Annotated in this window: 19 protein-coding genes, 1 tRNA gene and 1 pseudogene; 7 read left to right on the top strand and 14 right to left on the bottom strand. The window is 60.9% G+C overall.

Features of this window, described 5'->3' with window-relative positions; translation table 11 throughout:
• The 5 genes and pseudogenes from BG455_RS07950 to BG455_RS17540 form a co-directional block, all read right to left on the bottom strand.
• The coding region (locus BG455_RS07950) for an IS110 family transposase (RefSeq protein ID WP_143079897.1) at positions 1-584 on the bottom strand (584 nt) is incomplete at its 3' end.
• An 868-nt stretch (positions 585-1,452) separates the two neighbouring features.
• Positions 1,453-1,980, bottom strand: a complete 528-nt coding sequence (locus BG455_RS17555) for a DUF3427 domain-containing protein (RefSeq protein ID WP_245735500.1) — start codon at positions 1,978-1,980, stop codon at positions 1,453-1,455.
• A gap of 78 nt (positions 1,981-2,058) precedes the next feature.
• On the bottom strand, positions 2,059-2,964 hold the full coding sequence (locus BG455_RS17550; RefSeq protein WP_342742040.1) for a helicase-related protein: 906 nt from the start codon (positions 2,962-2,964) through the stop codon (positions 2,059-2,061).
• Between the two features lie 187 nt (positions 2,965-3,151).
• Positions 3,152-3,559, bottom strand: a pseudogene (locus BG455_RS17545) (DEAD/DEAH box helicase family protein); the annotation flags it as partial.
• A 109-nt stretch (positions 3,560-3,668) separates the two neighbouring features.
• Positions 3,669-4,295 (bottom strand): phospholipase D-like domain-containing protein, encoded by a 627-nt coding sequence (locus BG455_RS17540; protein WP_245735498.1) that lies wholly within the window; start codon positions 4,293-4,295, stop codon positions 3,669-3,671.
• Between the two features lie 861 nt (positions 4,296-5,156).
• On the opposite strand from BG455_RS17540, the gene BG455_RS07935 reads away from it, so the two are divergent.
• Positions 5,157-7,082 carry a DUF927 domain-containing protein gene (locus BG455_RS07935; protein ID WP_071469459.1) on the top strand — a complete coding sequence of 642 codons (1,926 nt, stop codon included), beginning with the start codon at positions 5,157-5,159 and terminating at the stop codon, positions 7,080-7,082.
• A gap of 1,207 nt (positions 7,083-8,289) precedes the next feature.
• Here BG455_RS07935 and phnE read toward each other — a convergent pair.
• The 7 genes from phnE to BG455_RS07900 form a co-directional block, all read right to left on the bottom strand.
• Complete coding sequence (phnE, locus tag BG455_RS07930; RefSeq protein ID WP_071469458.1) at positions 8,290-9,087, bottom strand: phosphonate ABC transporter, permease protein PhnE; 798 nt, start codon at positions 9,085-9,087, stop codon at positions 8,290-8,292.
• On the bottom strand, positions 9,047-9,862 hold the full coding sequence (gene phnC / locus BG455_RS07925; protein WP_071469457.1) for a phosphonate ABC transporter ATP-binding protein: 816 nt from the start codon (positions 9,860-9,862) through the stop codon (positions 9,047-9,049). Before phnC ends, phnE begins: the two co-directional genes overlap by 41 nt.
• Complete coding sequence (locus BG455_RS07920; RefSeq protein WP_170124811.1) at positions 9,862-10,416, bottom strand: phosphate/phosphite/phosphonate ABC transporter substrate-binding protein; 555 nt, start codon at positions 10,414-10,416, stop codon at positions 9,862-9,864. The genes phnC and BG455_RS07920 overlap by 1 nt, the downstream gene beginning before the upstream one ends.
• A tRNA-Arg gene (locus tag BG455_RS07915) sits at positions 10,387-10,463 on the bottom strand. Before BG455_RS07915 ends, BG455_RS07920 begins: the two co-directional genes overlap by 30 nt.
• A 110-nt stretch (positions 10,464-10,573) precedes the next feature.
• Positions 10,574-10,861 (bottom strand): 50S ribosomal protein L28, encoded by a 288-nt coding sequence (gene rpmB / locus BG455_RS07910; RefSeq protein WP_071469455.1) that lies wholly within the window; start codon positions 10,859-10,861, stop codon positions 10,574-10,576.
• A 103-nt stretch (positions 10,862-10,964) separates the two neighbouring features.
• A complete protein-coding gene (gene meaB, locus BG455_RS07905) occupies positions 10,965-11,993 on the bottom strand; it encodes a methylmalonyl Co-A mutase-associated GTPase MeaB (protein WP_084386196.1) in 1,029 nt (342 codons plus the stop codon).
• A gap of 59 nt (positions 11,994-12,052) precedes the next feature.
• Positions 12,053-12,508, bottom strand: a complete 456-nt coding sequence (locus tag BG455_RS07900) for an Lrp/AsnC family transcriptional regulator (RefSeq protein ID WP_071469454.1) — start codon at positions 12,506-12,508, stop codon at positions 12,053-12,055.
• A 135-nt stretch (positions 12,509-12,643) separates the two neighbouring features.
• On the opposite strand from BG455_RS07900, the gene hppD reads away from it, so the two are divergent.
• From hppD to BG455_RS07875, 5 genes are all read left to right on the top strand, one after another.
• Positions 12,644-13,735: a 4-hydroxyphenylpyruvate dioxygenase gene (hppD, locus tag BG455_RS07895; protein WP_071469453.1), complete on the top strand. Its 1,092-nt coding sequence runs from the start codon at positions 12,644-12,646 to the stop codon at positions 13,733-13,735.
• Positions 13,736-13,824: 89 nt separating this feature from the next.
• Complete coding sequence (paaG, locus tag BG455_RS07890; RefSeq protein ID WP_071469452.1) at positions 13,825-14,619, top strand: 2-(1,2-epoxy-1,2-dihydrophenyl)acetyl-CoA isomerase PaaG; 795 nt, start codon at positions 13,825-13,827, stop codon at positions 14,617-14,619.
• A 14-nt stretch (positions 14,620-14,633) separates the two neighbouring features.
• Positions 14,634-15,062, top strand: a complete 429-nt coding sequence (gene paaI, locus BG455_RS07885; RefSeq protein WP_211307095.1) for a hydroxyphenylacetyl-CoA thioesterase PaaI — start codon at positions 14,634-14,636, stop codon at positions 15,060-15,062.
• A 3-nt stretch (positions 15,063-15,065) separates the two neighbouring features.
• Positions 15,066-16,379, top strand: coding sequence for a phenylacetate--CoA ligase PaaK (gene paaK / locus BG455_RS07880; RefSeq protein ID WP_071469450.1), 1,314 nt, complete (start codon positions 15,066-15,068; stop codon positions 16,377-16,379).
• Positions 16,380-16,381: 2 nt separating this feature from the next.
• Positions 16,382-16,978: a TetR/AcrR family transcriptional regulator gene (locus BG455_RS07875; protein ID WP_071469449.1), complete on the top strand. Its 597-nt coding sequence runs from the start codon at positions 16,382-16,384 to the stop codon at positions 16,976-16,978.
• 128 nt (positions 16,979-17,106) lie between these two features.
• On the opposite strand, the gene rpsO is transcribed toward BG455_RS07875, so the two are convergent.
• Entirely contained in the window at positions 17,107-17,376 is a 270-nt protein-coding gene (rpsO, locus tag BG455_RS07870) for a 30S ribosomal protein S15 (protein WP_071469448.1), read from the bottom strand.
• A 264-nt stretch (positions 17,377-17,640) separates the two neighbouring features.
• Here rpsO and BG455_RS07865 point away from each other — a divergent pair, with 264 nt between their 5' ends.
• Complete coding sequence (locus BG455_RS07865; protein WP_071469447.1) at positions 17,641-18,819, top strand: calcium-binding protein; 1,179 nt, start codon at positions 17,641-17,643, stop codon at positions 18,817-18,819.
• Between the two features lie 268 nt (positions 18,820-19,087).
• On the opposite strand, the gene BG455_RS07860 is transcribed toward BG455_RS07865, so the two are convergent.
• The coding region (locus BG455_RS07860; RefSeq protein ID WP_143079896.1) for an IS701 family transposase at positions 19,088-19,805 on the bottom strand (718 nt) is incomplete at its 5' end.

Here is a 19,805-nt window from a genome sequence, read left to right as displayed (position 1 = left end):
AGCTCCTGACGCAGCGCGCGCGGGGCGCTCAGGATCGGGTTTGCTGCGGCCTCTAGCATAGGATTGCCCCCGGTCAGCTCCAGCACCCGTTGTTCAAAGCGTCCCTTGGCCACCTGTCCCATCTTCAGCCCGAAGTTGCGCAGCACCCCACGGATTGACAACTCCAGCGATGAAGCCGCTTGCTGGATCGCCTTGCGCGAGGACAACAGCGCACGCATTTCCTGCGCCGACAGGGATTTACAATGCACGGGCCGGAACCAGCCCATCTGCAAGAGCCGGGCGATCCCTTCCGCGTCGCGCCGGTCTGTTTTGATTGGCATCGCCTTCAGCGCACCCTTCACCTGCCGGGTTTCCATCAGAACAGTCGGGAAGCCGGCCTCGGTCAAATGCTGATACAGCCATTGCGATAGGGGCCCAGCCTCAAGGCCCACCGCAACAACGCGCCCCGGCAGTGCGTTCAACATCTTCACCAAATCTTCGGGTTCGCTTGGGGCCGACGTTTCCTTCACCAACTTGCCCTTTTCGGAAAGCCCGCACATCGCGGTGCTTGCCAGAGAGACGTCAAAACCGATATACAGATCCATGTCGTTGTCCTTTCTTGCCCTTTCTTAGGAACGATCTTCGGGCGCGCTTCACAGCACGACCCCGTTGACACGCCGCACAGCGTGCCAAGGGCAACGACACCTCAACAAACCTCGGATTTCAATTCACAACCGTCGTGATTCGCGCCGAGCCCCAATACGGTATCTCAGTCCATTGCGCTGCCGCCGTTGCGATTGCCCGCCGTGCGGCGGGCTTGTCGGAACGGGTCAATTACGTTCACGGCTCTCGTGGGCACCGCAACACCCTCCCCACCCAGAGTGAGTGCCGGAGGCATGTGTGGCGTCAATGGGCCCGGGTCCGAAAGGACCTGGTCGCCCGCGACAGCCAGAGCGCAGAACGGCATACAGCCGGCGCCGCGTTATCCCCCTCGTCATTTTGCCCGCCAGGGCATGAGGGCGGGGATGTGAGGTTGCGAAAGCAACACGCGGCGTGCCCTGTCAGGTCGCGACCTGATCAGGGTATCCAGGGGGCACTGCTTACCCCGGGGTCTGATTACATTCCGTATCTATGATACGAAATGATAAGGCTCAAATAAGCGGTTCTGCGTGGCTTTGGATTGACTGATAAAAAAAGACCTGCAGGCGCTTGAGCAGACGCGTAAAGATGCTGCTGACCTACGCAGGATCTGAATCACAAAACGCCCATACTAAGCGATTCTTGGCCTGAAGCTTTTTCTGGTGGCGTATTTTTGACCTCGGATGAGGGCGCTGCCGGCAGTCCGGATTACGGGGCGTAACTCGACAAGGCCCGCTCTGAACCAAGGTTTTGAACAGTAGCCATTTTTTTCCCGCCCAAGGTATTTTGTCCTCACTAGGCGCGAGGCGACATTGCAAGCCATGGCCCCCTCCCTCACCGAGAGATCCCCAACCCTGGGCGCAGGTGGTCGGGCACCGGGACCGGCAAGCGCCAGGTCACCGTGATCGGCTTTTCGCCTTCCCAGCCCACAAACTCCGGCTGACCGCAGTAGAGGAACGGTGCGGCTTTGCCATTGCGCAGCTTTGCGTTCCGGACGAACAAGTGGATCCGCGCCTGACCGTCGGCGCCTGACAGCATACGCCTGATCTGGCTGTCGCGGCGGGTCTGGGTCTGGCATTGCCATTGCATCCGGTCAGGGCCGAAGAAGTGATCCTCGTAATGGGATCCTGCTGTCAATCCGCCTTTCTTCAGCGTGGTCAGCAGGATCAGGATGTTGTCCAGGCGGACGATGCCGGCGTTCCAGTTTCCGGTGCTGAACCGTGCGCCAAAGAGGGGCGGGATGTCTTCACGCAGGCATTCGCGCCACAGGTCCGGTCCGGCTGCGGTGAAGTCTGCCGGAGGATCGTCAGCTTCATGGTCCGGCATGGTTCCCAGCCGCCACTCGGCCAGTTCGGCCAGCATCGCGGCGGCCTGTCCACCCGGATCGGGCCGGGTCAGGCGCAGGCGGTCACCATCGGCCGACAGGAGCGGCTCGAAGGCCTAGAAGGCGCGCTCGTCCTCGGGCGTCGGGGTGCTGTCGCGCAGGCGGCGGAGCGCTTCCAGCGCGGGCAGGGTGAGGGACCGGTCCCGCTCCACCCGCCGCAGCAGGTCGCCCACAGTAGCCAGCGCCGGCGCGTCCACCGGATCGCCCATGTCACGGAGGAAGTCGAACCAGCCGCCGTGACCGTTGCGCGCGGGATCAAAGCCCATGGCTGCCACCTCGGCCGCCCGGGGACGGCGCCCGTTGCGCAGGTGGAAGTCGCGGTACTGCGCCTCAAGATCCTCCATCCCGGATTTTGGGCGTAGAAGGTCGCACAGGATCTCGATTACCCGTAGGTCATAGGTCACTGAACAGCCCGGCGGCAGGGGCAGCTGCCCGACGACGGCCTGTTCCAACCGCAGCGCCAGGGACCGGTCACCCGGTCCCGCGTCCAGCAGTGCGCGCAGCTTAGTCAGGAACACCCGGTGGTTCCCGATATAGTCGATCACCCGCAACACCTTCCCTTCGACCCGGCGCAGGCCGCGGCCCAGCTGTTGCAGCCACAGGATCACGCTTTCTGTCGGGCGCAGCATCATCACCGTGCCGATCGCGGGCACGTCCACCCCTTCATTGAACAAGTCGACGGCAAAGAGGATGTCGATCTCGCCCCGGCCCAGCTGGTCCAGCGAGGTGGCGCGCGGGGCCGAGCCAGGACCGGAATGGACGGCCACGGCGCGCAGGCCCCGGCCGCGGAAGAAGGCGGCCATGAATTCGGCATGCCGGACCGAACAACAAAAGCCGATCGCCGGGCCCGCGCGGTGGCGGTGGAACTGGTCCAGCGCGTTCTGCGCGCGTGCTTCGGTTGCGAGCGCCGCCTCCAGCGCCTCGGGGTTGAACTGGGCGGATCGCCAGGGCGATCTGGGCATAATTCACCTTATCCGGCACGCCCATGTAGCGGAAGGGGGACAGGAGCCCGGCCTCGATCCCGTCGAACAAGTCGCAGTGATAGACCAGATTGTCGCCACACAGCGCCAGCACGTCGGTTCTGTCCGAACGGTCCGGGGTCGCGGTCAGCCCCAGCAGGAAGCGCGGGGTGAAGTGGTCGAGCAGCCCGCGATAGCTGGCGGAGCTGGCGTGGTGGAATTCGTCGACGCCGATGTAATCGAAGGCGTCCGGCGCGAAGCGGCGCAGGTGGCCGACCCGCCCGATGGTCTGGATCGAGGCGAAAAGGATGTCGGCGCCTTCGTCCTTCTCTGCGCCATCGAAGCGGCCGAACCGGGCCTCGGGCCGGATCCGGCAGAAAGAGGCCATCGCCTGGGTCAGGATCTCATTCCGATGGGCCACGAACAGCACCTTGGCGAAGGCACGGCTGTCGAAGGCGGCCAGCCAGGTCTCGCCCAGCCCTGTGGCCAGCACGACCAGACCTGCCCGGTGCCCGGCGGCGCGCGTGGCGGTCAGCGCCGCCAATGCAGCGCGCTGGATCGTGTGCGGTTCTGGCGGCTGGGCAGGGGCCTCGTCCACGACGATCCGCTGTGCCAGATCGGTCAGGGGCGCGCCCTGCCGCCGGGCGGCATAGACGGCGATCCAGTCCTGGGTCAGCGGGCGGGTCTGGGGATGGGACCAGCGATCATCAAAGGCCCGCGTCACAACATCGGCAGCGCCTTCGGCAGTTCCATTCGACACCGGTGGTCAGCACAGTTCGGGACAGGTTCGAACTGCCGATAATTGCTGCGCCCTGCCGAACCGCCGCCCGGAATAGCCAGGCCTTCGGGTGGAAACTGCCCGGGCCGGTTTCGAACACACGCACCTGCGCGCCGTCCAGGTCGGCCAGGCGATAGAGCGCGGCAGGTTCGGTGACGTCCATATAATCGCCCAGAACCACCCTGAGCCGCCCGCCCCGGTCGAGCAGGTCACGGAACCAGGGCGCGATCAGCTGCCCACCCGAGTCCATCGCGAAGGCCACCGCCAGATCAACGCTGTCCGCCGCATCGATGCCTTGCGCGATCAGCGGCAGCAGCGGATCGGCTGACCCGATGGTCAGGCGCAGGGCCTGCGCGCCGCGCGGTCGCAGGTGGAAATGCCCATGGTCCACTACAACGGTGAACCCGGCCGCCCCGTCGGCCAGTGCTGCACCCAACTGGGCCAGCAACGTGAACTGCTCGGCCGCAGTCAGATCAGCCCAAGCCGCCACATGCCGCAGCGCAGCCAGCGGGCCGGGAAACAGACAGATCGGGCAGTCTGGGTGCGGGTCGGACAAGGGGCCTCCGGGAAACTCCCGCCAGATTAGGGGTTTCCAAGACCATGTCCAGGTGGGTTGGTAATGTTACTTGGACAAACCTGACCATCATGATGAAGATGAAGTTCGGGTGAAGTTAGAGGGGCCAGCCTGTGGGAATGTAAGGGCGCCGTGATTGGGAAGGTAGGCGGCGTGTCGCGACGGCAACTCGGGCGGGCCATGGGGGCCGGGTGTGGAGGATGGCCGGGTCGGCCGGCCTCCGCACCTTGGCCAGAAAAGCGGGGCGGCTCAAGCCGAAGGTGGCAGGCGGGCTGCACGCGGCTGCTGCACCGCTCTGAGGAAAGGCCAGATCAACCAAAAAAAGAACAGGAAAAACAATTCAAAAATGGGGTTCAACAGGTCCAGCAGGCTGCTGGTCGCAGAGATTGATCGGCTACCCAGCGAGAAGGTGATGCGTCAATCCTGCCGCAAAGCTTCGGAACGGGCCGAGGCTTCCTGTTCAAGGCTCTCCGCCGGATTTCCACTGGATTTGTCAAAAGTATCGTGGTGCATCTTTGTCCCTAAATACAATGAAACCAGTCCCTTGCCGGTCATTTGTCATTAATGCGCTTTTGACAAATCCTCCGAAGAACTCACAATCGCCCATTCTTTTGCGGGTGCTGGCTGGTGCAGCTTGACCCAGCCGCCCGATTGACATCGCTGTCGCGCGGATTGCGGGGTTTTCCACATAAATCTGCAGGTCAACCGGCCTGAGATGTCGTTTTTCGGGGTGCTTTGGGTTATTCTGAGCTTGCAAGGGTGCCGGTCGCCCGGGCCATTGTCAGCTCTTCCGCGGGATGATGCCCGCGGCCTTGTCCCAAGTTCTATCGCAAGGAGCAGAGCATGAATGACACTTCGCAGAAGTTTGACACGGGGAGCACGCCGGTGAGTGCGGCCAATGGTCCGGACGATCCCGACCGTATGCAGCAGGGCGTTGGCCCTGAGGCAACGGAACATGATGAACAGGACACCGCGCAGGACGACGGATTTCTGGCCCAGGTCGAAGCCCAGCTTCCACGGGGCTATCAGCTGGATCCGGAAGACAGCCTGATCAAGCGGTACTCTGCGCGGGAGGGCGTGGTCGAGATCTGTCAGCCGTTCTACGTGAAGCATCTGGAGGTAGCGCGTCCGACGCGTCCGGCGCAGTTGGTTGTTGTTTTGCGGACGGCGTCGGGCGCACGCCGTGAGGTGAGCTTGCCCGCCGACGATCTGGGAAAGGGTTCTCCGAAAGGCGTCGCCAAGTTGCGGGGGGTGGGCCTGCGGGTGTTTGCGACAGATACAAAGTTCGCGGACCTTTTGCGGTCGATGGATTATGAAACAGTTGATCCTCCTGTCTTGAGACCTGGATGGGCTTCGTTCGATCCTCCTGTTTATGTCCTCTCCGACGGAGGGGTGCTTTCGCACAAAGACGATCGTGACCGTCTGGCCCTGTCCGGTCCTGTCGTCACGGTCGAGCGGGATGCGCAGGAGCGCTGGACGCGGGAGGTTGCGACAAAGTTGACGGGGAACCCGCTGGCCCTGTTCCTGGTTTGTGCGCAGTTCGCAGGCCCGCTTCTGAAGGTGGTCGGGGCGGAGTCCGCGATCTACAATCTGAGCGCACATACCTCTCAGGCCAAGAGCTTCCTGCTCGAACTGGCGCTTCGCGTCTGGCCGCAGCAGGACTTGCTCAGCTGGACGGCAACACGGGCGAGCCTCGACGACGCCTGCTTGTTGGCAAATGACGGAGCCTTAGGTGCCGATGAGGTGCCGCAGGGCAAGGTCGCCAAGATGGTCCCGCAGGTCTTTGCAATCGTGAACGGGAGCCGCAGGTCTGCGCGGCCGGCTCCGGGCGCGGAGTTCGAACCGTCAAAGCGGCGGGTCATTGTCATCACCTCGTCCGAGCAGCCGTTCTGTGACCAGGCCGTGTCGGAGGCCCGTCGGGCCCAGGGCTCTCTGCCTATAAGTCGGCTGAGGCTTCCTGTTCAGGAAGGCACGTTTGTCCGGCTGTTGGATATCGGTGGACGCGATCATAAGATCTGGCGCAAGGCACATGGGCACACCGACATCCCTGCGATGCTGAGCGCGCTCGACATTGCCTCGCAGGAGACGGCCGGGATCGCGGGCCCCGCCTTCGTGCAGAAGCTGCTCGCTCCGTTGTCATGCAACCAGGGCGACTTACGCGCAGCCTTCGAGACGCAGTCCCGGGAATTGGCGGTGGAACTCGGGATCGATGCGGGGTCCGGGCTGTCGCCGGAAACGCGGGTGATGCGGCATTTCGCGGTGGTGCTGCTGGCCGGGCAACTGGCGGTTCGCTTCGGGCTGCTGCCGCAGACAGTCCAGCAAGTGCGGGCTGCGGTTCTGGAAGCGGCAGACAGCTGGGCGAAGATCCGTGGCCTCGGGCGCCACCGGGTGGACGAGGACCCGTTGGCGACGATCCGGGCCTGGACCTGGCCCCGGCTTGGCAAGGAACTGCGTGAGGTCGATGCCGCACGGCGGCCCGTCGACCGCAAGCCCTGGGGCGCGCGGGGGTGGTTCAACGAAGAGCATTACTTCCTCTTGCGCGAAACCCTGATGGAGTTCGTTCCGCCTGGTGGAACATTCAAGGATCTACGTGAGATCTTGGAGCAGCGCGGCGCTCTGCTGACCGACGATCGCTTACCCAGCAAGCAGATCCGCATGAGCAGCCTGATCGGCCCCGATATCCGGGTCTACCAGCTCTGTCGCGAGGTGATTGATCGGGAAGTCGAGTGCGACGAAGAGGACGAGACGAATGCTGAGTCCGAGCGTTGAGACGTAGACCCGCGAACCCGCCCCTACGAAATGTTTCAAAATTGGACGCCGCCTTGGGTTGGTCGCGACGGTCCTAGCGGCCACCCGGAGGCTAGAAAGTCGTTTTGGCAATCTTCAATATCACTCCTGACATCACGATAAACCTTTTCTCAATTCATAACAGCGTGGTCCGCGCCAGTTGCCTAGGCCGGGACATGATCGGTTGGTAGTTGGATTTGCGGGTTTTTCGACCTCTCACCGCGACGACATCTTGGATTTCTATTGGCCGAAGTGCTCGAACTTCCTGCGACGCAAGGACTGCACTCCGATTATGACACGTCGTTTAATAACCACGAAAGCCAAACCAAGACTATTTGAACGACAGATAACAAAAGTTGAACCGCCCATCCCGGAGTTGGGGTGCCTGTCTGGGGGCGCGCGCGTGCCGCCTGAGTGTGCGGCCATTGCAAGGGCGGGATCTGCGTGTATGGCGTGCAGGGGTGCCTTACAGGCAAGGCCGATACGCCACTCATCCGGACGGTTTTCCTGACCTTGAAATGGGGTGCTCCTGGGGTTGCTTGAAGATGGACCGGAACGAACCTGCGGCGGCTCTTGTGAGGGGGACGATCCACCTTCGAGTTCGGCGGGGCGAAAGAGGGGGCAGGCGGCGGATCCGCCGCAGACTTTGCATTGTACCGCCAAGGGTCCGGTCAGAGGTTCGGCCTTCCTTCAGGACAGGGAAGCCTGTGAAATGCTGATGGGGCTGATGTTCCAGAGGGCGGTTCGTGGGGCAGGACGGGCTGCGTGAGAGCGGGTCCGGGCGTGTCCTATTGGACGCAGCAACATGAATTTGGACGCGGCCAAAGGGCAAATCCGAATTCCAACTCTCTGCGAACAGACGCCTTTTAATGGACTGGCTGTTCAACAATCGCGTTCCCCGCGATATTCGTAACGAAATCGAACGACTTTGCACTTTCGATGATGAAGCTCCATCAGCTACATTCGGGAAGGCCGCAGCATCGGAGAAACCTTCGCAGACGCAGCAACATGCTCGGCCCTTTGCTGACCGCCGCCCTGTCGGGCTGGGTTCACCGAAGCGGCCACTCAAGCACTGCGCCGCATGCGCCCGTAACCCGTCTTGACGCTAACAAATATGAAAGGCACGGACCAGTTCCTGCACCGTTGCACTATGGCCGACGTTGTCAGCGAGCAAAACACACAGTCCAGATCATATGACGCGGCGTCTGATTGCCCCGGCGACCTGTTCGACGGCTATAACTACCACGAGAATAGAAAGAATAATGGTCAACGCTTCGTTGTAGCGAAATAGGTTCATTGCCGAGGTTAGCTCAACCCCTATGCCACCCGCACCGACAAGCCCAAGGACGACTGCAGATCGAACAGCTTTTTCAACCGAGAAGAGCGAGGTAGCGACGAAGGACGGAAAGCATTCAGGCAGGATTGCGCCAGCTACAACGGCAGAGCGCGAGGCGCCAGCTGCACGCAAGGCCATTCCGGGTTTTGGATTGGTCTCCTCAATGCGCTCGGAAAAGAATCGGGCGCAGAAACCTATTGTGTCCATGATGATAGCGAGGATCCCAGCCAGGGGCCCCAGCCCCACAGCGACCACGAAAATCAATGCCCAGATCAGGTCTGGTATCGTGCGCAAGGTAGCGACGATATTCACTGCGATAAGGCGCACTATGGGATGAGGCGTTGTGTTGCGCGCGCACAGCAACGCCATTGGCAGGCTGAGTATCACGCCGAAAGTCACCCCTACCACTGCCATATTCAGCGTCTCGAGCATGGCACGCGCAATCACGTCCAGACGCGCCGTAGACGGGGGAAATGCCATCCCAAGAAAGCGCCCCAAGTTCGAAGTGCCGCGTACCAGTCGGTCTACGGAAATGCCGGCTTGCGTAAATCCTTGAATGAAAAAGGCCAGAAAGACGAGGATCACAACCCAAACGAACAGCGATGGTCGTTCAAAACGAGGCGGCACTCCGTCGGAGGTTCGATCGAGCATCTTCGGCTTCCTTACTTTCTTTCTCGGCACGGGTGCGATCGGCCTCGTAAAGGTCGGCGATCGCATCATCGGTCAGGTCGTTCGGGGCGCCGTCTACCACAATGCGCCCGGATTTAAGGCCAATGATCCGGTTGGCATAGGCGCGGGCAAGGTCGATCTGGTGCAGGACACAGACCACGGTCAGACCACGCTCGCGAACGATATCAAACAACAGGTCCATAACCTCGCGCCCTGCCCTCGGGTCGAGGCTGGCGACAGGCTCATCGGCGAAAACAATTCCGGCTTCTTGCATGAGCATCCGAGCGATAGCAACGCGCTGCTGTTGACCACCTGAGAGTGTGTCGGTGCGCCGTTTTGCGAGATGCGCAAGCCCCACCCGGTCAAGGCAGTGCATTGCTTTGTCGCGTGTTTCAGTCGATGCCGTCAGGGACAGCGCGCCCATCAGGCCATGTGTGCCAAGGCGTCCGAACATCACATTTTGATGGACCGAGAGGTTGCCGACCAGATTGAATTGCTGAAACACTGACCCCACTCGAGAGCGCAGACGTCGCAAGTCACTGCGACGCGCATGCCCAATAGACACATCATCGATCACGATGTCGCCTGCAGTGATCTTCTCAAGCCCCAGCATGCAGCGCAGCAGGGTAGACTTTCCGCACCCGTTCGCGCCAAGCAAAACGACCCCTTCGCCCGAGGCGATGGAAAAATCCACCGCCTCAAGTACGCGGGTACCGTCAGGAAATGTCTTTGCAAGCTGTCTGACGGAGACGTCCATTACTCAGCAATAAGCCCTAGCGCTGCATAGGCTTCACGCACCACCTCGTATGTTGCGTCATCTACCGACACCAGCGACGCGCCGCGATAACGCTCGCGACCTTCGGGGGCGAGGGTGGCGTCGATCAGCGCCTGATCGTTTTCCAGCATGACCCCGCGCAGGAAATCAACACATTCGGTCGAGATGTGAGCGCCCGCAAGAATGAGGTCATCGGGCATCTGTGGCGACTGCTCGAGGATCTTGTATCCTTCACCGGCCATCTCAACGAATTTGTCCCAGTCGCGCACGCCAGTGGCCGTGGCATCCACATCACCCGAGATCAGCGCCTGAAACAAGGTGCCACCAAGGTTGTAGATCGTCACATCGCGGTCGATGTCGATACCAGCCTGAACCAGCATATAGGCCGGGATGATGTGGCCGGTGGTCGAGCCCACATCCTTCATCGAGATCCGCTTGCCGCGCAGATCTGCGAGGCTTTCGAAGCCCGCATCTTCGCGAACAATGAAGACTACATGAAAAAGGTTTGGCGATCCCGGGAGGAATCGAACCCCCAACCTGCCGATTAGAAGTCGGCTGCTCTATCCAGTTGAGCTACGGGACCAGCGTTTGACTTAAAGAATGAAACGTATGCAATTGCAACTGACAAGCTGGGCTACAAAACTAAAAAACTCCCGCAGCGGCGGGAGTTTTTATGATTTCCAACCGTACCAATCAGGCAGCGGTTGCTGCTTTGCCAAGCTCGCGCTTGATTTTCAGCGCATTGGCCGACAGCTCGTCGTCTTTCGCGCGCGCAAGATAGGCGTCAAGGCCGCCACGGTGGTCTACCGAGCGCAGTGCGGCAGAAGACACACGCAGCTTGAAGCTGCGGCCCAGTGCCTCGGACTGAAGCGAGACGTCCTGAAGGTTGGGCAGAAACCGGCGGCGGGTTCTGTTATTGGCGTGGCTTACATTGTTGCCCGTCATCGGGCCTTTTCCGGTCAGTTCGCAGCGGCGCGACATGGGTTTATCCTCGTCTTGAAAGGGGCTGTCGACACAATTTATCCCGACTGCCACAAAGCAAATGGGCACTGCAACGCAGCGCCTCGAAACTCGTCACGCGCTCTTAGGTGGTATCTTGCGTGAGGTCAAGCGATTCCGTGGCCGCATCGCGCGTCATTTCCGGCCAGAGGGTTGCGATTAACGCGGCCGCTGCCTTGGTTGCGGTGGTTTGGCCGGTTTCCACATCATGCGACAGCTTGTTGGCCAGATTGCGGGCGGGTGGGGTTTGCAGCCGCGCCAGCAGGGTTTGTCTGATTTCTTCGTGGAACCAGTGGCGCGCTTGCGCCGCGCGCCGTCCCTGCCAATGGCCGGTTTCGCGCCGCCATGTGATCAGTTCGGAAATGTCAGACCATGCCTTGTCCAGCCCCGATTGTTCCAGTGCCGACACAGTCATGGCCTTGGGGAACCCGTCCGGGTCTTGCGGGCGGCGGCGCAGCAGGCGCAGGGCACCCGCGTAATCGGCGCAGGTGCGGGTGGCGGTTGCTTTCAGGTCGCCATCAGCCTTGTTGACAATGATGATATCAGCCACTTCCATGATGCCACGCTTGACGCCTTGCAACTCGTCGCCGCCCGCAGGGGCCAGCAGCAGCAAAAACACATCCGACAGTTCTGCGACCACGGTTTCCGACTGGCCCACGCCCACTGTCTCGATCAGGACCACGTCGAACCCCGCTGCTTCACACAGGGCCACGGCCTCGCGCGTGCGGCGCGCGACACCGCCCAAGTGGGTTTGGCTGGGGCTTGGGCGGATAAAGGCTTTGGGATGGCGCGAGAGGTATTCCATGCGGGTCTTGTCGCCAAGGATAGAGCCACCTGTGCGCGCGCTGGAGGGATCGACTGCCAGCACGGCCACACGCAGCCCCTGTTCGGCCAGCATAAGCCCGAAACTTTCGATGAAAGTGGATTTGCCAACACCGGGTGTGCCGGACAGCCCGATGCGGATGGATTCGCGCCCCGACCCTGCCAGCCGCTCCAGCAGGTCGGCTGCCTGTGTGCGGTGTTCGGTGCGCGTGCTTTCAACCAGCGTGATCGCGCGGGCCAGCGCGCGGCGGTCGCCAGACAGCACCCCATCGGCCAAGGCTGAAATTTCCATGCGGCCCCTCGTCATTGCGTGGTCCTGTTTGGCCTGTTCGGGGGGCGAATGTCCAGCCCTCAGACGGGCAGGGCGGCGGCTTGTTTCAACTGCTCCATCACGATCTGGCTTTGCACGCGGGCAACTGCGGGGTGTGGCAGCAAGCGGTCATGGATCAATGTGTTCAGCGCAGACAGATCGGCGCACCAGACACGCAGCAGGTAATCTGCCTCGCCCGTCAGGGTCCATGCGTTGACGACCTGCGGCATATCCGCCAGCAACCCTTTGAAACTTTTGGCCCCGTCCGGCGTATGAGTGGCCATTTGCACCTGAACAAAGGCCTGCACCCCAAGGCCGATCTGGGCAGGGTCAAGGCGGGCGCGGTAGCCGGTTATGGTGCCTTGCGATTCCAGCCGCTGGCGTCTGCGCGCAGCCTGACTGGGCGAGAGGTGCACGCGCGCCCCCAACATTTCAGAGGTGAGCATTGCGTTTTCCTGAAGCGCTGCAAGGATTTCGCGGTCTTTCTGATCCAGCATGCGTGTTCTCTGCGTTGTTTCGGCTAAATCCGGCGAAACCATAGCATGAACGCTTTGTATGCGTCCATCTTTGCGCAGAACGCGCATGGCGCGCGCGATATGATGCGCGGCATATTCAGGTTATAGGAGATCATCATGGGACCGTTTCCGCATGCCGCCCCGCGCGCCAGCATCAGCAGCGAAAACCCTGCTGGCACCGATGGGTTTGAATTTGTCGAATTCGCGCATCCAGACCCAGAGGCGCTGCGCGCACAGCTCAGGGCAATGGGCTACACCCGCACTGCCCGCCACCGCCGGCAGGATATCGAACTGTGGCAGCAGGGTGACATCACCTATATTCTGAACAATGACAAAACCAGCCATGCGATGGGGTTCGCCGCCGAACACGGGCCTTGTGCGTCTGCGATGGGCTGGCGGGTGGTCGATGCGCAGCATGCGTTTGATCATGCGGTGGCCCTTGGGGCCAAGCCCTTTACAGGGGCGGGCAAGGTGCTGGATGTGCCTGCCATCATCGGCATTGGCGGGTCGCTGATCTATTTCATCGAAGACTATGGCGATGCACACCCGTATGCAGAGTTTGACTGGCTGTGCGCCCCCAAGCCGCAGGGGGTTGGGTTCTATTATCTCGATCACCTGACGCATAATGTGTTCAAGGGAAACATGGACACATGGTTTGAATTCTACAGCCGTCTGTTCAACTTCCGCGAAATCCGGTTTTTCGATATTGCGGGCAAGTTCACGGGCCTGTTCAGCCGCGCGCTGACCTCGCCCTGCGGGCGGATCAGGATTCCCATCAACGAAGATCGGGGCGAGACGGGGCAGATTGTCGAATACCTCAAGCGCTATAATGGCGAGGGGATTCAGCATATCGCTGTTGGCACTGAAGACATTTATGCCGCGACAGATGCAATTGCCGAACGTGGCATCCGCTTCATGCCCAAACCCCCGCCAAGTTATTACCAGATGAGCCATGACCGCGTTGCAGGCCATTCAGAGCCGGTGGACAAGATGGCCAAGCACGGCATCCTGATCGATGGTGAAGGCGTTATAGATGGGGGTGAGACGAAAATTCTGTTGCAAATCTTCTCGAAAACCATGGTCGGGCCGATTTTCTTTGAATTCATCCAGCGCAAAGGCGACGATGGCTTTGGCGAGGGGAATTTCAAGGCGCTGTTTGAATCGATCGAGGCCGACCAGATTGCGCGCGGGGTGTTGAAAGCGGGCTGACCGGCGCGCGTAAAGGCATGCAATAAACAGAATTGACCGATCGGTCGGTTTATGCAAATCTCTTCTTCGATCTGGGAGGAGAGAAAACCATGACATCACCCGCGACGGTGATCGCGCACCTGCAAGGCGGGGTTCTGGAACTGACCCTGAACCGCCCTGACAAGCTGAATTCATTTAATGCAGAAATGCATGGTGCCCTGCGGTCGGAACTTGACCGCGCGGCGCAAGACAGCGCTGTGCGCGCCGTGCTGCTGACTGGCGCAGGGCGGGCCTTTAGCGCTGGGCAGGATCTGGGGGATCGTGACCCGCGCAAGGGTGGGCCAAAGCCCGATCTGGGCCAGACGATTGGCGACTTCTACAGCCCGCTGATCCGGTCTATTCGGGCCTTGGACAAGCCGGTTATTGCGGCTGTGAACGGGGTGGCGGCAGGCGCGGGGGCCAATATTGCGCTGGCCTGCGACATTGTGCTGGCCGCACATTCGGCACGGTTCATTCAGGCATTTGCGAAACTGGGCCTTGTGCCCGATGCGGGCGGCAGCTGGGCCTTGACGCGCCTGCTGGGCGAGGCGCGCGCCAAAGCGCTGGCCCTGACCGCCGAGCCGCTATTCGCACAGCAGGCCGCCGATTGGGGGCTGATCTGGAAAGCGCTGCCCGATGATGACCTGATGGATGAGGCCCGCGCCTTGGCGCAGCGGTTGGCGCAGGGGCCAACCTTTGGCTATGGGCTGACGAAACAGGCCATTCATGCCGCCAGCGTCAACAGCCTCGATGCCCAGCTTGATCTTGAACAAGACTTCCAGCGCCGCGCCGGATATTCGGAAGATTATGCCGAAGGGGTCACCGCCTTTCTTGAAAAACGACAGCCGAGGTTTCAGGGCAAATGACCACTTCCGACCAGATGACCCCGCAAGAGCTGGCCGAAGCCTGCGCAACCGCCATGTGGAACGACGACAGCGCCAGCCAGCGCTTGGGCATGTCGCTGGACCATGTCGCCCCGGGCGAGGCCGCGTTGTCCATGACCATCACCGACCAGATGACCAACGGGCATGGCATGTGCCACGGTGGCTATATCTTTACCCTTGCCGATTCAGCCTTTGCCTTTGCCTGCAACACATACAACCAGCGCGTTGTCGCGCAAGCTTGCGCCGTTACTTACCTTCACCCTGTCGAATTGGGCGCGCGGCTGACTGCGCGCGCGCGCGAAATCTCGCGCCGTGGGCGGTCGGGCCTGTATGACGTGCGCGTGAGCGATGCTTCAGGCACCGTAATTGCCGAATTTCGCGGACATTCGCGTGTCATCAAAGGCACGCATCTCAGAGAGGACTAAGCCATGGAAGACCTGTCCCCCAAGCCCGGCGATCTGGAGCCGATCGAGACCGCCTCGCGCGATGAAATCAGCGCCTTGCAGCTGGAGCGGCTGAAATGGTCGCTGCGCCATGCCTATGACGGATCAAGCTTTTATCGCAAACGCTTCGATGATCATGGCGTTCATCCGGATGACCTGCACACGCTGGCCGATCTGGCAAAATTCCCCTTCACCGTGAAAACCGACCTGCGCGACACCTACCCTTTTGGCATGTTCGCGGTCCCGCGTGAACAATTGGTGCGGGTGCATGCGTCTTCTGGCACGACAGGCAAGCCTACGGTTGTGGGCTATACGCAGCGCGATATCGACACATGGGCCGATCTGGTCGCGCGTTCGATCCGCGCAAGCGGGGGGCGCAAGGGCGATATTGTGCATATCGCCTATGGCTACGGGCTGTTCACAGGGGGCCTTGGCGCGCATTACGGGGCAGAGCGGCTGGGCTGTACGGTGGTGCCTGTCTCGGGCGGTATGACCGAACGGCAGGTCACGCTGATCAATGATTTCAAACCACGCATCATCATGGTGACGCCGTCCTACATGCTGTCAATTCTCGATGGGTTCCAACGCGCAGGCATCGACCCGCGTGAAAGCTCGCTTGCGGTGGGTATTTTCGGGGCAGAACCATGGACAAACTCCATGCGCGGCGAGATTGAGCAGGCCTTTGATATGCACGCGGTCGATATTTACGGCCTGTCAGAGGTGATGGGGCCGGGCGTGGCCAATGAATGCGTCGAAAGCAAGGATGGGCTGCATCTGTGGGAGGATCATTTCTACCCCGAAATCATCAACCCCGAAACCGGCGAGGTGCTGCCCGATGGCGAGATGGGTGAATTGGTCTTTACCACGCTGACAAAAGAAGGGCTGCCCATCGTGCGCTACCGCACGCGCGATCTTACACGGCTTTTGCCCGGCACCGCGCGTTCCATGCGCCGGATCGAGAAGATCACCGGGCGCTCTGACGACATGATCATCTTGCGCGGCGTCAATATCTTTCCCACGCAGGTGGAAGAACAGATCCTGAAATGCGCAGGGCTGGCCCCGCATTTCCAGATCGAACTGACGCGCACAGGGCGGATGGATGACATGACGGTTCATTGCGAAGCAACACCCCCCGCCGCGGACGAGGGCGCGCGGGCGGCCTCCGTGCGGGAACTGGCGCATCATATCAAAAGCACGCTGGGAGTGACGGCCAAGGTGCTGGTCCATGCACCCGGCACCGCGCCAAGGTCGGAAGGGAAGGCCAAGCGCGTGGTGGATAACCGGCCCAAGGGGGGCTGAACATGGCGCGATCGCGTGCGCATGATTTCGCGGCCAAGCAACGCAGCATTTTGCGCAGTGCTGCGGCTGTCTTTGCCGAGGTGGGCATGGACAAAGCGTCCATGTCGCAGATTGCGGCGCATGCCGATGTGTCAAAAGCACTGCTGTATCATTACTATCCGGGCCGCGATGCGCTGATTTTCGACATTCTGCGCACCAATCTGACCGAGTTGGATGAGGCCATCGCCGCCGCAGACCAGCCCGATCTGCCGCCACGCCAGCGGTTGCGCGCGCTTGTCCATGCCGTGTTGGAGCAATACCGCGATGCAGATGACTACCACAAAGTGCAGTTGAACGGCACGCAGACGCTGCCCCAAGACCAGCGCGACGAGATCATGGCGATTGAACGGCGCATCGTGCGGCGTTTCGCGGCGGTGATCCGTCAGGTGAACCCCGAGCTTGAAGCCGAGCGCCCGATCCTGATGCCGGTCACCATGTCGATTTTCGGGATGATGAACTGGGTCTATATGTGGTTCAAGGAAGGCGGGCCGGTCAGCCGCGCGGAATATGCGGATCTGGCGACAGATATTCTACTGGGCGGGATCGAGCGGTTGCGCTGATGGGGGCTGCCGCCCCCGGCCGCAAGCGGCCCCCCCCGCGGATATTTTTACAAGGATGAAAGCCGGAAGATTTTACGCAAAACGCCCGCCGAAGGGGCGGGCGCAGCACTCAGCGACAGAGCGATGCCTTAGCGGCGGATGCCCAGTTTGCTGATAAGGTCACGATAGCGTGCCTCGTCCTTGCTGCGGACATAATCCAGCAGCTTGCGGCGGGTGGCCACAAGTTTCAGCAGCCCACGGCGGGAATGGTTGTCCTTTTTGTGGGTCTTGAAATGCTCGGTCAGGTTGGTGATGCGCTTGGTCAGCACAGCGACCTGAACTTCGGGCGAACCTGTGTCGCCTTCGGCGCGTGCGAATTCTGCAATCAGGCGGTTCTTGTCTTCTACGGTAATCGACATCGGGGTCTCCTTGGGTTGAGGGTGAAGGCGCAGGCCGGGATGTCGTCCAGCAGGGCCGATGGAGGGCACCTTGAGGGTGCGAGGGTCAGATAGACCAGAAACATGCGTTTGGAAAGCCCTTGATTGTGCCACGCGCGCGTTAACCAATGTTGCAGTTTGGGCGGGTTTTGAGTGCGAAAACGCTTCGTTGGGCAAGCTGGAGAAGGCATAATTGCGGGTGGGGTATTGCGGCGGAATCAGCCGCTTTTGTGAAGGTTGGGTAGAATGTGGATGTTTTTCGGCTTGCTGGCGGCCATTGCGGCAGCCTCGGTTTCGGATGCTATGGTGGCGTCCAGAGAGGATGATGTCGAGAGTGACGGGCGCGCGGACGCGGTCGAAGGCGGGGCCTTTGCGATGGCGCCAGCGCCAGCCCTGTCAGGGCTGATGGATGCAGACGATGGGGGCGCGCGCATTGATCTGGTGCCGGATGACGTATTGGCCACGGGCCTGTTCGATGATCTGGACGAGCGTATTCATAGCAGTGACCTGTTTGCGCCAGTGGTCTTAAAGGATGATGTCGAGAGTAGCGGGCCCGCGGACGCGGTTGAAGGCGGGGCCTCTGAGATGTCGCCCCCGGCAGCGGTTGCCCTGTCAGGGCTGATGGATGCAACCGATGGGGGCGCGCGCATTGATCTGGTGCCGGATGACGCATTGGCCACGGGCCTGTTCGATGATCTGGACGAGCGCATCCATAGCAGTGACCTGTTTGCGCCAGTGGCCCCCCCGCAGCCCGTTTTTCTGGAGGGTGGCGCTGGGAATGACCGCCTTGTGGGCACTGTGGCCAATGACACGCTGGTAGGCGGCGCGGGCGATGACATTCTGATCGGTGCGGGGGGGGACGATGTGCTTTATGTGGACAGCGGGGCCAACCACCTGATCGGGGGCGAGGGGGATGACAGTCTGATCGGTGGCGCAGGCAATGACACGCTGGAAGGGGGCTGGGGCAATGATCTGCTTGTCGCAGGCGGCGGTGCGAATCTGCTGATGGGCGGTGCCGGCGATGATACGCTGCTGGGTGCGTTTCTGGATGATGCGGGCCAAGACCGCAGTGGCGCGAATTTCCTGAATGGCGGGGCGGGTGATGACCTGCTGATCGCAGGGCAGGGCGACACGCTGAACGGGGGCGCGGGGGCGGATTTCTTCGCGCTGGGCGATTGGCTGGCAGGGCGCGCGCCTGCCATGATTGTCGATTACAGCCCCGAGCAGGACCAGATTGTCCTGCATTACGACCCTGACCGGCTGTCACAGCCAGATGTGCGCGTGACCTTTAACGAGGACCAGCCCGATATGGCCGAGATTCGCCTGAATGGGCAGATTGTGGCGCATGTCGCAAACGCATCTGGCCTGACCGCGGATGCGATTGCGATTGTTGCGGGCCATCCTGCGGCGATTGCCGCAGAATAAGCCGCCCTGTTAAAGCAATTTCAGAAAAAGTTGATAGACTTTTTCAGTTCGAAATTGCGGTAACACAGAAGTTAAAACGTTGCGGTGTTTCAAGGAAAAACCGAAAAGCTTTAATACTACAGTTGCGGATAATGTCGAATTTTCCGATGTGCGATGGCGGCATTGAGCTGATGCTGGCGTCGCCATCTTGACCAGTCCCAGATGACATCAAGATCAAAGATTGTGGTCAGCAGCAAACGGCAAATGAGTTTTCGGATCTCTGATGTTGTCATGCAGCGTTGAAGGCGTTCGATGAGGTGGTGACCGGCGACATGCGTGGACTCGTTTCGTTCTGTTTTTGAAGAACCGTTTTTCTCTGATCTGCCACGAGCTTTGCCAGGAATGCCGCTGCTGCCATGACAAGGCTGATGTGGCGATGCCAGCCATGCCATGAACGCGCCTCGCAGTGATCTAACCCCAGATCATCCTTGGCACGCAGGAAGCATTCTTGGACGGTCCAGCGCAATCCGGCGGCAGAGGCCAGTTCGGATAAGGATGTTTCTGAAGGCGCATGCGCGAAATAGTAGGAGATATTTCCGGGATCACGAAGCGTGCGACGGGCGAGAACCCAGCGCGCGAAACCTCTTTGTGATGTTTGGCCCAACGGAATGCGCGCCCAGTCGTAGAGCCGGAGCCCTTTGGTGCCTTCGCCCGCGGGGAGCGCGTGCCATGCCTCGGGCTTCAGGTCATCAAACATCATGGCAGGATCCGTCTGCATGAGGCCGCTTTCAGTAAAAAATCGGAGTGTGTGATTGGAGCGCACTGCCAAAACATATGCCTGATCACGGGCCTCCAGCATCCGTCTGAAGCGCCTGTCCGATCCATAGACAGAATCTGCAAGAACGAAGGCGCATGGCATGCCCTCGTCCAGAAGTTTCGAGACCATGGCGCAGGCCATGGCGGGGTTGGTGGCAAAGGGGATCTCTTCTGGCACCTGCGCCTTTCCC

It is taken from the genome of Roseinatronobacter thiooxidans (assembly GCF_001870675.1).
Lineage (GTDB): Bacteria > Pseudomonadota > Alphaproteobacteria > Rhodobacterales > Rhodobacteraceae > Roseinatronobacter > Roseinatronobacter thiooxidans.
The sequence above is the reverse complement of the archived record's forward strand: the minus strand, read 5'-3'. Positions and strand labels throughout refer to the sequence as shown.